Source organism: Spirosoma arcticum (assembly GCF_054779955.1).
In genome coordinates, this window is sequence record NZ_BAAGXG010000038.1 from 1 (window position 1) to 13407 (window position 13407).

14 protein-coding genes are annotated in these 13407 nt (G+C 42.8%); 7 read left to right on the forward strand and 7 right to left on the reverse strand.

Features of this window, described 5'->3' with window-relative positions; translation table 11 throughout:
• Together ACYVHB_RS32300 and ACYVHB_RS32305 are read right to left on the reverse strand one after the other, a co-directional pair.
• Window positions 1-204, reverse strand: a 204-nt coding sequence (locus ACYVHB_RS32300) for a helix-turn-helix domain-containing protein (protein ID WP_461056176.1), incomplete at its 3' end; no start/stop codon positions are given.
• A gap of 203 nt (window positions 205-407) precedes the next feature.
• Window positions 408-1853, reverse strand: a complete 1446-nt coding sequence (locus ACYVHB_RS32305; protein ID WP_461056177.1) for a TlpA family protein disulfide reductase — start codon at window positions 1851-1853, stop codon at window positions 408-410.
• Window positions 1854-2793: 940 nt separating this feature from the next.
• Between ACYVHB_RS32305 and ACYVHB_RS32310 the strand changes: the two genes are divergently transcribed.
• Window positions 2794-3216: a hypothetical protein gene (locus tag ACYVHB_RS32310; RefSeq protein WP_461056178.1), complete on the forward strand. Its 423-nt coding sequence runs from the start codon at window positions 2794-2796 to the stop codon at window positions 3214-3216.
• A gap of 252 nt (window positions 3217-3468) precedes the next feature.
• Here ACYVHB_RS32310 and ACYVHB_RS32315 read toward each other — a convergent pair whose 3' ends face one another.
• Window positions 3469-3954 carry a RidA family protein gene (locus ACYVHB_RS32315; protein WP_461056179.1) on the reverse strand — a complete coding sequence of 162 codons (486 nt, stop codon included), beginning with the start codon at window positions 3952-3954 and terminating at the stop codon, window positions 3469-3471.
• Window positions 3955-4148: 194 nt separating this feature from the next.
• Between ACYVHB_RS32315 and ACYVHB_RS32320 the strand changes: the two genes are divergently transcribed.
• Both ACYVHB_RS32320 and ACYVHB_RS32325 read left to right on the forward strand, forming a co-directional pair.
• Window positions 4149-4955, forward strand: coding sequence for a helix-turn-helix domain-containing protein (locus ACYVHB_RS32320; RefSeq protein ID WP_461056180.1), 807 nt, complete (start codon window positions 4149-4151; stop codon window positions 4953-4955).
• Window positions 4956-5036: 81 nt separating this feature from the next.
• Window positions 5037-5432 carry a VOC family protein gene (locus tag ACYVHB_RS32325; protein ID WP_461056181.1) on the forward strand — a complete coding sequence of 132 codons (396 nt, stop codon included), beginning with the start codon at window positions 5037-5039 and terminating at the stop codon, window positions 5430-5432.
• Between the two features lie 146 nt (window positions 5433-5578).
• Here ACYVHB_RS32325 and ACYVHB_RS32330 read toward each other — a convergent pair whose 3' ends face one another.
• The 4 genes from ACYVHB_RS32330 to ACYVHB_RS32345 form a co-directional block, all read right to left on the reverse strand.
• Window positions 5579-6037 (reverse strand): GNAT family N-acetyltransferase, encoded by a 459-nt coding sequence (locus tag ACYVHB_RS32330; RefSeq protein WP_461056182.1) that lies wholly within the window; start codon window positions 6035-6037, stop codon window positions 5579-5581.
• A 46-nt stretch (window positions 6038-6083) separates the two neighbouring features.
• On the reverse strand, window positions 6084-6878 hold the full coding sequence (locus ACYVHB_RS32335; protein ID WP_461056183.1) for an arginase family protein: 795 nt from the start codon (window positions 6876-6878) through the stop codon (window positions 6084-6086).
• Between the two features lie 375 nt (window positions 6879-7253).
• Window positions 7254-7748 carry a hypothetical protein gene (locus tag ACYVHB_RS32340; RefSeq protein WP_461056184.1) on the reverse strand — a complete coding sequence of 165 codons (495 nt, stop codon included), beginning with the start codon at window positions 7746-7748 and terminating at the stop codon, window positions 7254-7256.
• A gap of 56 nt (window positions 7749-7804) precedes the next feature.
• The gene (locus ACYVHB_RS32345) at window positions 7805-8221 is read right to left on the reverse strand and encodes a DUF6157 family protein (RefSeq protein ID WP_461056185.1); all 417 of its coding nucleotides are present in this window, start codon (window positions 8219-8221) and stop codon (window positions 7805-7807) included.
• 520 nt (window positions 8222-8741) lie between these two features.
• Here ACYVHB_RS32345 and ACYVHB_RS32350 point away from each other — a divergent pair.
• The 4 genes from ACYVHB_RS32350 (at window position 8742) to ACYVHB_RS32365 (ending at window position 13306) form a co-directional block, all read left to right on the forward strand.
• Window positions 8742-9173, forward strand: coding sequence for a DoxX family protein (locus ACYVHB_RS32350; RefSeq protein WP_461056186.1), 432 nt, complete (start codon window positions 8742-8744; stop codon window positions 9171-9173).
• A 238-nt stretch (window positions 9174-9411) separates the two neighbouring features.
• Window positions 9412-9939 (forward strand): PAS domain-containing protein, encoded by a 528-nt coding sequence (locus ACYVHB_RS32355; protein ID WP_461056187.1) that lies wholly within the window; start codon window positions 9412-9414, stop codon window positions 9937-9939.
• Window positions 9940-10109: 170 nt separating this feature from the next.
• A complete protein-coding gene (locus ACYVHB_RS32360; RefSeq protein ID WP_461056188.1) occupies window positions 10110-11354 on the forward strand; it encodes a peroxiredoxin family protein in 1245 nt (414 codons plus the stop codon).
• Between the two features lie 737 nt (window positions 11355-12091).
• On the forward strand, window positions 12092-13306 hold the full coding sequence (locus ACYVHB_RS32365) for a DUF4249 domain-containing protein (protein WP_461056189.1): 1215 nt from the start codon (window positions 12092-12094) through the stop codon (window positions 13304-13306).
• Window positions 13307-13407: the final 101 nt, after the last annotated feature.

Genomic DNA, 13407 nt, shown 5'->3' on the forward strand with positions numbered 1-13407 from the left:
GTTTGTTGGCCACCCCCGCCCGTTGTTGAGCCTGTTGAGCATTATAGGGTTGTTTAGGCTGCTGGTGGTTTTTGGCCAGTTCACGGCTGATGGTAGCTGGCTGACACCAATCTGCTGAGCCATGCACTGCTGGGTTTTGGGTTGCTGGTGGAGCGACTCAATGAGGTACCTTTGTGCCAGGGTCAGTCGTTTGTAGGTTGCCATTGCCTTGGTTGGTTTCGTCACCCCAAAGCTACTGGAATCTGTTAAGCGGCTGACTTTTGTTGTTTCCGGTTAAGACTGGCCAACTCAGGAAAGATACAAAAGGGGAGAAAAAGTAATATGCACTGCAAATGCGAATTCAAGGATTATTTCAAGGAAAGCAGTAGTTGAGTGATAAGAATCAAACTTACTAATAGACAAATCACTTAATTGACTTTCTTTAAAGCCGCCTTGATTTTAGCGGCTATATTACCGCTTGGACGAGAAGCAAAATTTTCTAAAACTCGTCCATCTCGCCCAATTAATATATAATGCGGATAGACTTGAATAGCGAATTTCTTTTCGAGCGTTTGTTGCCAATCTGAGTTCGCAAATAAGTTGAGTGTTTGCAGCTTAGCCTTTGCACTTATCTGGCGCCACTGAGCATCTTTAGTACGCGTGCAGATGCTCACAATTTGTACCGGTTGACCCTTGAATTGCTCCACTAGTTGATTTTCATAAGGAAATTCTTCGACACAGCCTTTACAACCCGCGAACCAGAAGCATAAGTATACTATTTTCCCTTTAAACTCAGCGAGCGAGCGTAGCGAATCCGATTGATCAGTTAAAAAAAAGTTCGGGGCTTTATCACCAGCCTGTAGGGTTTTTAACCGTTGGCCTGCTTGTGCATTCAGATACTTGACTAAGTACTGATAAGTGAGAGAAACTGGCGTTTTAGCTAACTCTTGGCGTACTTCCACAGGATTACTCTGTAAATCATAACTAATCCACCAAAGTTTGAAGTAATCAATTACTTCTTTGGGTAATAGTTGGCTAGCTCGTTTGAGTGCTGTGGCTCGTAATTGGGAATAAGTCATTACTGGACTATCCGCTTTAATTTTCCAGATGAAGTACTCCATTAAAAATTTAAGGTAAGCATCATCATGTTCAGCGGCTCTATTTTGTAGAGGAAGCGTTCGCAAAAAGCGGAAATAATCGGCCTGCACCGTTTGCTTCTTTTTTTGAACAAACTCTTGATAGCCAAGCATGTATAAGCGTAGATAAGCATCGGTGTAGCGGATGCGGTCTGATTCAAAGCGGATGAAGTAGGATGGTAATTGATGCTTCTGCTGGTAGACATGCCAAAAGGTAGATTGAAGCAGCAATAGACTATCCATAGGTTGGCGGAAGGCGTTTAAATAAGTTGTTTTTGTGCCGATGTTCATACCAAGCTGACTTGGATCAACCGGAAATCGCTTATCATAAGCTAAATAATATTCTTGAATGACCTTTGTCTTACCCGTAAATAAGAAGCGGTTGGCTGAGATAGGGAGCGATTTAATCTGAATGTGGATTGTGTCGCCGGGTGTCATGTACAGGCGAAGCTTAGTATCATTGACCCAAAGATGTGACTCTTGTGGAGTTTTAACGGGACACGGTAGCCATACTTCTAATCGGTTGTTCTCCAGCGAATCGGTAATCTCGGTGAAGTCATAAGCAGGAAAGGCGTGATAGATTTGAGCTGTCAGCTTAGTTCGACCCAGGGTGGCATCCTGACTCAAATGCACTATTGTACTTCCATCAAGTTGTAGTTTGGGTGCTTGAGCCAACGTAACTTGAGCCCAAGCTATTTGTGCTAGACAGCAAATTATGAAAATGCTGATGAAACGCATTGCAGATTTCCTTGACTTTTAGTTGTATAACTATAAAAATAGTTTTTTGTTATATAATCATCTATATGTTAGGAAGCGCTGAAGCGACCGCTCCGGTATGGTCCGCCGCGGGCTCGGCGCAACGGCCGGTATCGCACGGCAGCGGCCGGAGCAGGGCCGTAAGATATATAGTAAGTAACGGTTCGATACGAAACGGCCAATAAATACAGTGACTTTCTTAAGAATGTACTACTTTTTGCACTGCCTTTTTGATAGTTAATTCAGCGTTACTTATTGTTTTCGTACAAAAAATAGTTCAACCCTTTTTCGTTCATGAAATCCCTTTTTTAACTGGACCTGTACCACATTTAGAACTTAATCAATTATTCTACCGCTTAATCAAAACAGAGAAAAAAGTGATAAATAACCTCACCTTATTTCAGAGTAGACAATAAACCACTTAACCGGGCGTTTCATATCTGTTATGATTCCCCAAGCCCCACTGGTTCAACCCGTGGGGCTTTTTATGTTTTAGCCTGTTTACTTCTACCCGAATGGAAAGTGCCTCCGATCAACAATCTCCACAGCCTGATTTACTGGTGGGCGCTAAACAGCGGGTTGAGGCCGCTAGCGATTTCCTGAGCTTCTGTGATCGTATTTCGACCGCAGTGGCGGACCATGGGTTATGACAGCGGCTACTATTGGGAAGATGTACAGCGGGCGCTTCGCATTGCGGCTGGTCTGGAACAATGGCCTGATAAGGGGTGAGGCGGTAATTTTAATTCTTCCCCTGCCTATAACCAATCGAATTTACTTCCCTTTTCAACCGATGCTGTAGCAAATTCGCCCATTCGTTGAATTTAACAGTCCATCCACTACTATCTGTATACTGATTTATGTAACCTTTTCATGGGCGGTGCTTTATCTAACATACTAACAACGGGCGCGTTCAAGACTTGTCATGCTCCGCCCAAACCCGTACGTTTGGTCCGTGAATGTGTTCCGCATTGGTCCTGCCCAGTTGGCCACCGATTATAAAGACCTGATCGAACACTTAGCCGTACGCTGGACGGTGGCCGACTTGCCCGCGCCCATCCCTTACCTATACCTCGATTATGTCCAGGCGATTGGAACCCTGCTGCTGACGACCCAGAGTGGCGAGCGGACCCGGCTGATTTTTACAGTGGTGCTCAACCAGGCGATTGCCTTGAACCGCCCGTCGTGGTGGGTAGAATGGGAGCTTAAATTTGAAGGGATGATCGATGGAGTTGACCGGGCCGATTTTCTACGGTTGGATCTGGAACAGAGGGGAGGCGACATGGACGACGAAACTCTGGACACTTACAATGAACGACTGTATCGTTTCACTAACGATGACCCGTAGTAAGGCAACCCCCGCAACGTCGATCACCGGGCCAGCATTACCAGTCCTGGCTTACGTAGCCTCTTACCGGATCAGCTGTAAAAAGTAAGGCGAATCGGGGTTTGGGTTCTGAAGCGTAGTGGGTCGCCCTAGCCAGCTTTGTGAAAGGGAAACGCCTGGCCGAGTTCACCGAGCACGATCTGCCATGATTTTACCTGATAGCTTTACATAATAGTTGATTATACAACATTTCAACTACTCATTCATTGAGTATCACTGTTTACCCCTAGGTATAATGACGGTGGCCTCCACTTCGCCTAAAAAGTCGGGTCTAAATAGGTTGCTAACTTCAACAGCGGTACTGGTCGGAGGGTGCTGTAGATTGATATATCTATCCCGAGTCTCCCGTACAACGGGTAAGTGAGCTATATCACGGAGGTAATACGTTAGTTTGACTACGTTATCCATTGTTCCATGAACGGACTTCACCGCCAAGTGAAGATTACGAAATATCTGATCAAACTGAAGTTTGGGATCTCCTTTGCCAACGATGTTGCCCGCGCTATCTTGGGCCACCTGACCTGATATAAGTATCATTCTAGCTGCTCCTAAATCAATTTCCACCAGTTGGGTATAGCCCTTGGGAACTGCCAGTGAAGCCGGATTTGAATAGTGGATGGTTGGCAGGACCTGCTGACTAAAAGCCCTGCCATACGCAAATCCAAAGACCAGAGTTGTTGCGACTATGATTCGTATCATCGATAAGCACAAATTAGATTAAATTGGGTTTGAGATTAAAGATCAAGATTAAGCTATTCTTTACCTATTTTAATAACCTATTCATAGGTACAGAATGGGATTGAGAGAAGTGCAAACCGGCTGTGGGGCAGTTAGTTGTACATTTCCCATAACCGCTCCATAACAAGTGGCAAATTTGTTGATTACCTAATGATATGTATCAAGTCGCACCGGCCCCTAAACACCTAAAAGAATACATTGACTGCTTCTGGATGGGGGAGCAGCAAAGCAACCCGTATCGTTGCCTATCTCATCATGCGGTGGCCAGCACTAAACTGGAATTGCAGTTTCACTATGTCGGTCAGTATGCCACTTTAACTCCAAGTGGACGGAATGAACAAATCTTCAAGGCCGGTTTCTTTGGTCAAACCAATACGTACAAACACTATTTTTCGCTCTCTCAAAAGACGGGCATTTTCAGTATTCGATTTCGTCCCCTTGCTTTAATAACGCTCTTTAATATTACCGCCAGTGAGCTTACCAATGAATGCGCTGACATCCAATCTGTTTTAGACAGATCGGGAGTTGAACTGGCTGAACAAATTTTTGAAGAAGACACGTTTGCCGGTTGTGTGAACAGAGCAACCCAGTTCATTGAAGCTAAACTTAAGAATGTATCGCTTAAATATTCATCGATTGGGAAAATCCTTACGCATATCGATCAATCAGACCACCTAATTTCTGTTAACGATTTAGTGACCCAAGCCTGCCTGTCGCCCCGGCAATTTGAACGCAATTTCAAAGATGTAACTGGTTTCTCGGCCAAAGCCTACCTCAAAATTGTTCGCTTTGAGCAGCTACTTGAAACCGTTTCTAACTCCCAGCCAGCCAGCAACAAACTCACTGACGTCGCTTTAGAATTGGGGTATTATGATCAGGCTCATCTGAATCGCCATTTTAACGCTTTTACCGGGATTAGCCCAACCGCGTATTTCAGTAACCTTGATTTCCAGAATGCATAAACTAAAGAATGTCGCTTCCGTACAAGTTTATGCATCTATCCACCTTCATTTTTGCGCTTCGTACTCTAAACACGGTAATGTATGAAGACGATCAACTCTTTTTCAGTTTCGCTAACAGTGAACGACGTTAAGACCTCAAGTAACTTCTTGGCAACTCATTTTGGCTTTGAAGAGAAGATGGCCGCTGCGGGTTTTGCCTCCCTCATTCACCAGCAGTCGGGTATCAACATTATATTTATGCAGACAGGCATCGATGTGTTGCCTGAGTTTATGCGCCATACGCCCAACGCGGGCAGCATACTGGCCTTCGTAACAACGAACATCGAGCTGGAAGAGCAACGTTTAAAACAAGCCGGTGTGGCCATCGCTCTGCCGTTGCAAATTGAAGAATGGGGAGAGAAGCTGTTTATGGTAACTGACCCAAACGGGGTCGTGATTGAAGTGGTCGAATGGGCTCAAGAACCGGCCAATCAGTAAGGCTGTAAGGCAAAGGCAAAAGTGCCAAGCAGTTCTACGGAGCAATGAATGCAACGGGTCTAATAAATGTACAGAATTTGTTGACTGCCGAACTCTGTACATTTATTAGACCCGTTGCATAACTCCAATTAGATAAAGCGACTCATCTATATTTCCAATCGCATTTCTAATATATTGGGTTTAAATCCGCTTTTTGAATAAGCTTTTTTTGCAATTTCATTTTCAGAATAGACTTCTAGGCGAACTTCAGTCATTTTTTTATACTTACTCCAATAGATGAGTTCATGTAATAGTTTCTGATTTATACCCAAACCTCTGAATTCCTTTTTTACGTACATAAACCCTAAATAGGCATACTCATGAAATTTTAAGTACGGCTTTGCGGATATAATTTTTGCATAGCCTGATGCCACTATTTCACTATTAACAATGGCAACTAATACTTCAGCTTTTTCAGATTTGATAAGCTCAGCTAAGTTATAATAATGAATGTCACCATCTTTTAATGTTTCATCAAAAGGTCTTTCAGCAGATATTATTTCTTGTTCAAAATCGAGCAAAATACTTATTTCGGAGTCTAAAGCTTTTCTGATTTCTACTTCCATCGCTTCATTTGTTTTGTCACTGTTACCAGGTTGTGTCAAATGCTGATTATAACTTAATTTGGTCAAGAATTGGTCTTATACTTTCTAACTGTTCAACTTTGGTCGCCGTACACTCTGTTATGCTAAAGCCAACAACATTATTATTCATTTTTAAATCCCTTATAAGTTGTGCTACATCATTTATTGAAAGTCCTTTGCTTTGTGTTGGATAAAGACTAAACTCAAATTCTCTTACATCTAAGGAGTCCAAATCAAGATGTATATAAATGTTTTTGTAGCGATTAACTTTTTTTTTAAGGCTTGAATATTGACAATCTGTAATACGTGTCATGTTATGCATGGAAACATAATCACTTTCTGGCTCATCCATATCTCTTAGTCCAACATAACAAACTTGCTCAGGTTTAATAGTTGAAAAAAGTAACTCGATAAATCGATCATTCCCTTCACCTAATAGTACTCGCAATGGCATTCCATGGAAATCCTTGCTTGGCGAACTCTCTGGTGTATTAATATCTGCGTGGGCATCAATATAAATTATGCAAATATCGCCTTGATATAGTTTATTAAGATAAGAAATGGGGATTATTTCGATTGCACAGTCGCCACCTATTGTCGAAATTTTTTTAGGCTTACTTTCTTCAATACATCGTTTAAAGTGTAATGTTTGTTCTAAAATTGGTTCAAAGGATTTTATATTTTCTATTGTTTTTAATTCTTTCAATGAAAGCGGAATTTCCGTAAATGTATAGTCTTTATAATAGGATTTAAGTGTTGCTGCTCCATATTTCAAATCATCTCTCAGGCCAGAACCTTGCCATTGTGGATTAATAAAATTCATTTTATTTGAATTTTTAAGATTGAAATTGTTGTGCTGTGTGTGCTAAAATCTCCACCAACGAGCACATAGGGGTGTGTTTGCGGTTCGTACCGGTCCGCCGGCGCGGGGCAGCGGCCGACCGTCAGGGTTTTCAGAGTCAGACGGGGCCGGTTGTGCGGTCTGAAGTAATAACCGCTATACGATCCGGCATCATCTATTGACTAACCAAAGTTAAGTGGTCCTGTCAAGAATGCATAATAGGGCATAACAACGCGTTATCTCAAGATTATCACTTTCCCAAGAGCTGCTGTATAACTAGGATTGTGTTATGAAAAACAAGTAAGAAAACTTCTCAACTGCTTACCTCTCACAATCTTTGGAAAGTATTACTAACATCTACTTCATTGCATAAGGTAGATCAAGCTGTTGGCCAGCAGGCAGCATGTTCCATTGGTATATCACTTCCAGATAAGCGTTTCTGATCGTATCCAGCTGCTGGATAGTCAACTCATTAGGATAGGTAAATCCTTTTTGCTCTAAAGCCTGCTTAAGATCTTCGATAAAGTTTGAATTTGGACCGCTCAACCACTCGATTTGTAAAAGGCCAACGATATGTTCAGCCTGATGAGCTTGTAAAGGAAGATTGACCGGCAGCAAAGTTTGAGGACGCTTGTCACGAGGCCGCTCAAAATCCTCGGTCGTAAAGCCTTGATCTAGTAAGCCATAAAAAGCTTCTTTAAAGTGAAGCGTAGTCTCAACGGCGTAATGAGCAAGATCGTGCTCAACGAGTAGATTTCGTAGTTTACTCCAAGTAATGCTGCCATCTGAGCGCTTAAAAGTAAACACAGGCGGTTTATTGGCTTCTTTACGAAAGCTAATCACGGCATTCATAATATGTATTAGAACTGTTTTATAAGTGGCTTTATGTTCAGATAACTTGCTCAGAATCAAGCCCGCTTTGACCGCATTGCTTTGAGGTGCTTTAGCTGGCTGTCTTCAACCAACCGGTTATAATCCTCCGAGTTAAAGCCATAGATGGCTATTCTGCCCGCTTCATTGCTGTGAACACCCCAACCGTAGCGCTTGGTCAGCGGGGAAGAACGCAAACAAGGTTGTCCTTTTGAAAAAAATTGTTGCCTGGCCTGCTGGCGTTCACTTTCTGCCAAATCGTTCTTCCGGGCATAAACCTCAAACACCACATCGTCGGAGGTGAACTGATACGGGTTTCGGCTCAAGACCTCGAATTGAAGGGTAGCCACTGATTTTGTGTTTTCTTTGCCGGGTGGTGTTTCGCCTTGCGTTGCTGGCGAGTCGTCAGCCACCTCAATGAATGTGTTTACATAGTTGGTCGTATGCAGTTTCATCGGGCTTGGTTTTTAATAAAGAGATTTTACTCGATTACTGCCACGAAATACGTTAACCTTAATGACAACCCTATGTCAGTAGCACACGAAAAGTCGTCAACGTTTGAGATGATTTAATAAACCGGCACAGTGATCTTGTTTAACTCAGCCAGATTATTCAGCGGTAAATTCGAAAGCCGAATATACAATGATGCTGACCGATCCAGTGGCCCGGAAAGGCGAAAAGTGGAAAAAAGGGCAAAGGATACTGGCCCTATAAAACCAGTATCTAAGGATCAAGTGCCGCTATTGGCAATCAAACGCGAAAATTTAAAAGCAGCAGCTGCCTTAGTAATATACCATTTGAAGTAAGATGTTTTTAAAAGTTTTTCCGCGCTACTTACTGTTTTAGTACAAATACTTGACAAAACATATTCGTTCATAAAAACCCTACTTTGGTTGAATTTTCTCCCAGCTTTACATACCGATTGATTAGTCAACAGTTACATTGGTCCGTAGGGTTTTCAATCAGTTTGCCCTTATGAAACCACTACTTGTGTTGCTCGATGCCTTCATCGTTTCAATTGTTAGCCTAAAGTTATTCAGCAAGGAGTGGAATTATCTACTGGCCGGGAACATAGCGATGACAACGATGCTGCTGTTCACCGCTGTTGGCCATTTTGCCTTCACGAAGGGAATGACCATGATGCTTCCTAACTTTGTACCCTTTAAGAAAGAGTTAGTTTATCTGACTGGAGTGACTGAAGTCGTTGCCGCTATTGGCCTTTTAATTTCCTCCTTCCGAACGGTAACCGCCATTTTACTGATCCTCTTTTTTATACTACTTCTACCCGCCAACATCTATGCCGCCTTCAAACGCGTTGATTACCAAAAGGGTACTTATGACGGGCAAGGTTCAAGTTATTTATGGTTTCGAGTCCCCCTTCAACTGCTCTTTATTGCTTGGGTATGATTCTTCAGTCTTTATACACGTTAGTACCGTGTCAAGATTGGTCGTTACTACGATTTTGAACACGCTTCTTAATTAGACTGTTTACCAGGAGGTGGGTCGGTTTTAGTCAATAAACTGGCCTACTTCACGGCCGCATACGTGTCCACGAGTCGACCCCGAAATTGATCCCCCTCGTTCCTGTTTTGATTCCAGCACCAACGCACTTTTCTCTATCCGTACGCCCAGGCACCCCATATCCATGGATCTCCAAACCAGTCTATCCCGGCAAGAGCCGATTCAACCCTTTCCGGTGGCCGCTTATGAGATTACGTTATTGACAGCGGCTCAGAAAGGGGCTAAACGCAGGGAGATGACGTTTTTTCAGCAACTAAGCGCTACCTATAACTGGCAGCTCAGTCAGCCCCAGCGCCAGCGGTACCTGAGCTGTATTCAAACCGGCTACACGCTGATTCTGACTGATCAGGCTAAAATGATCCTGTGGACGACGACTAATTTTCTGAGCCTAACGGGGTACTCCCCTCAGGAAGTACTGGGTCAGACGCCAAAGATGCTTCAAGGGCCCGCTACCGACTCCCTGGTGGCCCGGCAAGTGGGCGATTCAGTGCGGGGATCACAGTCGGTGAAGGCTGATCTGCTCAACTACCGCAAGGATGGTCAATCGTACCGGTGCCGCCTGTGGATTGACCCCCTCCACCGAGGCCCCGGCCAGCCCCTCCATTTTTTAGGGGTAGCGGTTGAATACAAGGTTACGGAGCGGTACCGATGAGAGGCTGTCACGTTGATCAATTCTCAACGGGCAGGTTATTGAAATAGCCTTCCCTGTTGTTTTGATTATCATATCTTTTACTTATACAACAGAACTAGCCTAAATAAATCATTATGAAAATATCAGTCTGGTTGCTATGTCTGATTCTAACATTGATGTCATCCCACCAGATGGCTGCTCAGACTGAAACGGTTAAGTTCTTACCTATCCAACTCATTGAAGGCTATGGTCCTTTTAATCCGGGCTTTTCATCAATCGACAATTCCAGTAAAGAATCATCGCTATGGGCTAAAACCTATACCGATGTTAAAGGAATACCAGCTCATTGGAGCAAAACGCAGGTTTGTCATATCTGGTTGAACACCCATCAGTTTGTCTATCAAAATGTCTTGGCCGGTAATATCAGCCAGTTAGATTACAAAGAATTACAAGAGGGCTGGAACTGGCTACCTGACACAACTAAGCTATCTAAAACACCCATTAAGTGCTATGTGTATGTAATTAAGGGGTTTGATGAGACGACTCAGAAATGGAGCGTAATGGTTGATGCCAACAACAATCTCGACTTTAGGGACGAGACCACAATCTATCCGGAAAGAATAAATAAAGATTCCCGCATCTATAAACAAGCCACTTCAATTCAATACGAAGTATATCAGAAAGGGCAAGTTCAAAAAGCTAAGATACCTATAGTCTTTAAAATGGCTGAAAGTGTGTTACTTTACAATTTTCCTCAATATGCATCTGTCACCTTAAAAAAGGGAAACAAAGAATATAAACTGTTGGTGTCTTCAGGCTTTACTACACCCGATTTTGAAACCACTGGCTTAGTCGATCCGTCCACTCCATTCAGTGCCAAAAGTGTTCTCCCAAGAGACCTGATTAAAATTAATGATATCGTCAAAATAGATCAGGTTAGCTATAGGAATAAAGGCGTTGATGTATACAATAATTGGTTAGAGCTTGAGCCAGTTAAATCCTCAGGTAAGCCCTACTCATTACAAGTTGGTTATCCCTTTAGACCCTTTAGTGAAAAGGCGTTTAACAGCGGTCAACTCATTGATATAAGTCAGTATCGAGGCCAATATGTTTATGTTGACTTTTGGGCGACTTGGTGTAAAGGATGCGTGGCAGATATGCCTGCGTTAAAGAAGGTGTATCAAAAAGTTGACAAGAAACAGGTAGTTTTTATTGGCGTAGTGAAAGACTCACCGGAGCGTTTGGTCGAATTCTTGACTAAGCAACCTTTATCCTGGCCCCAAATTATCTCAGATAGTACTAACAATCTTGTTGAAACTTATCATATAGGCGGCTTGCCTATTTCTCTTCTTATTAATCCTAAGGGCATCATAATTGGTAGAAATTTACGGCCTCATGAATTAGATTTAGTTCTGAAAAATAGGGTTGCTCAATAGAATTATTTTTAGTATCAGGTAGAAAAACACGTCAACCTAATTCCTCAAATACTCCCTTTACATAATTGGAGTTATGCAACTGACATAATTAAAGTGCAATACTTGGCTATCAATCAAAGTTAACAGGCATTGTACTTTATGAATTTCATCCGGTTACTTACTTCTTCTAGTGCTTACTAGAATTACACCGTCTTTAGCCTTAGGACCGTATGTGTCAACTAGGTTATTGGTTGAGCTCGACCTCAAGACAGTCATGCTTTCGATATCATTAGGGCTAATCTTAAGTTTCATAACATCGTCAAATACAACACCGTCTACTACAACAAGCGGCTTAATTTTAGAACGAGGCTGATCGTTAATCGTCATTTGTAAAGGTGCTATTGGCACAATCCCTGAACCTGCTTTATTACAAGCAGTAAAGTATAAACAAGAGCAAGCCGTTAAAACCACAGAGGTAATGTATCTAATTCTCATGGCCTAAATTGTTAGCTAAAGTAAAATGACAAATAATAAAATAATACAAAAATTCAAAGTGGTTTAGTAGGTGAGTTTTTATCAATTAATTTAGTTCTGTTGCATAACTAATTTTATGTTAATGGGAAAATTAGAACCACGATAGCCTATAAATAGGAGCAATTATGAGTTCTACATCAGTTGATATGTACTCAAAAAGGTGCCATTCAAGGTAGAGCGATACAAGGAAGTAGCTTTGCTTCCTACTTCATCCCAGATTACCCATGCGCTCATTTGTTCTAATCTTACTGGTTTGTTTAGGGACTATCCTCGTTCCCGTCGCCTGTGTTGATTCATTTGACCAAACGCTAAGGGGGACGGTTGACGTGGTAGTGGTTGACGGCACGATCACCAATCTGACCGAGCCGCAGATAGTGCGACTCAATCGGTCGAAAGCTGATCCGCTTACGGGCCGGTTTGGGACGTTGCCCATCACTAAAGCTACTGTGGAAATCCTTATCGATTCGTTACAAGTTGTGACTCTGCACGAGACTGATTCGGGTCGCTACCAGGCACCGAATGGGTTTGTGGGAAAGATCGGCCACGCTTATCAGTTGCGATTTACCTTACAGGACGGTACCCGTTATCGGTCCAATCCCGAAGTAATGGCCGCTGTACCGTCCATCACCAAGGTTAGCACCAAGTTCAATCCAACCAGCCTGCGTGCTCAACTTTACGATGGCACGGTTAATCCGTACCGGGGCGCTAATGACTTTTTTTTAGACTGGCAGGACCCGGTCGATCAGCATAATTATTACCGCTGGAACTGGAAACTGTGGGAAAAGCAAGACTGGTGTCATACATGCGTGCAAGGTTATTATTTTGTTAACAGTCCAATTGACAGGAAGCTTTACGAGGATTGTTATCCTGATGACGGTACAAATGGCTATTTCGTGAATGAGTACGCTTGTCGAACCCCTTGTTGGGAAATCATCAGCAGTTTTGACCTTAACTTATTCGATGATCAATTTAATAATGGGGGACTAATTCAAAAGCGTCAAGTAGCTCAAATCCCATACTATCAGGACAGCGGGTGTTTAGTTGAAATTCGCCAAACATCGCTCACTCAGAAAGCTTACTCCTACTACAAGCTTTTTCAGGAGCAAACGCAGAGCAACGGCGGATTAGCTGATCCACCACCGACCGCTTTAGTAGGTAACGTACGTAATCTTGCTAATAATCGAGAAAATGTTGTGGGTTATTTTACCGCTTCAGCGGTTGCATCCATGCGACAATGGCTTGACCGGAAACAGAATACGGGTAACTATCCCGGTCTTTTTAGAGGACTTACGGGCCTCGAACCCTCACCAGAAGCCTTAAATACAGACCCCAACACGGGGAAACAAAAACCTAATGTGACGTTTAGACCAACGCCAACAGCTGTCTGCGTAGATAGTGATAGCCGTACACCAAATAAACCCGAAGGCTGGCAGAATTGATGACCGTATGCTACTGGAATAGGTTTACAAAGGGGAACAAAACTGATTATCAGCTTGGTATTGCACATTTCCGTACCGAACTTTTTTATACGGATACCATT

Coding starts and splice junctions, on each gene's coding strand:
- ACYVHB_RS32305 (WP_461056177.1), bottom strand. CDS start 1,853: ATGCGTTTCATCAGCATTTTCATAATTTGCTGTCTAGCACAAATAGCT.
- ACYVHB_RS32310 (WP_461056178.1), top strand. CDS start 2,794: ATGCTCCGCCCAAACCCGTACGTTTGGTCCGTGAATGTGTTCCGCATT.
- ACYVHB_RS32315 (WP_461056179.1), bottom strand. CDS start 3,954: ATGATACGAATCATAGTCGCAACAACTCTGGTCTTTGGATTTGCGTAT.
- ACYVHB_RS32320 (WP_461056180.1), top strand. CDS start 4,149: ATGTATCAAGTCGCACCGGCCCCTAAACACCTAAAAGAATACATTGAC.
- ACYVHB_RS32325 (WP_461056181.1), top strand. CDS start 5,037: ATGAAGACGATCAACTCTTTTTCAGTTTCGCTAACAGTGAACGACGTT.
- ACYVHB_RS32330 (WP_461056182.1), bottom strand. CDS start 6,037: ATGGAAGTAGAAATCAGAAAAGCTTTAGACTCCGAAATAAGTATTTTG.
- ACYVHB_RS32335 (WP_461056183.1), bottom strand. CDS start 6,878: ATGAATTTTATTAATCCACAATGGCAAGGTTCTGGCCTGAGAGATGAT.
- ACYVHB_RS32340 (WP_461056184.1), bottom strand. CDS start 7,748: ATGAATGCCGTGATTAGCTTTCGTAAAGAAGCCAATAAACCGCCTGTG.
- ACYVHB_RS32345 (WP_461056185.1), bottom strand. CDS start 8,221: ATGAAACTGCATACGACCAACTATGTAAACACATTCATTGAGGTGGCT.
- ACYVHB_RS32350 (WP_461056186.1), top strand. CDS start 8,742: ATGAAACCACTACTTGTGTTGCTCGATGCCTTCATCGTTTCAATTGTT.
- ACYVHB_RS32355 (WP_461056187.1), top strand. CDS start 9,412: ATGGATCTCCAAACCAGTCTATCCCGGCAAGAGCCGATTCAACCCTTT.
- ACYVHB_RS32360 (WP_461056188.1), top strand. CDS start 10,110: ATGGCTGCTCAGACTGAAACGGTTAAGTTCTTACCTATCCAACTCATT.
- ACYVHB_RS32365 (WP_461056189.1), top strand. CDS start 12,092: ATGCGCTCATTTGTTCTAATCTTACTGGTTTGTTTAGGGACTATCCTC.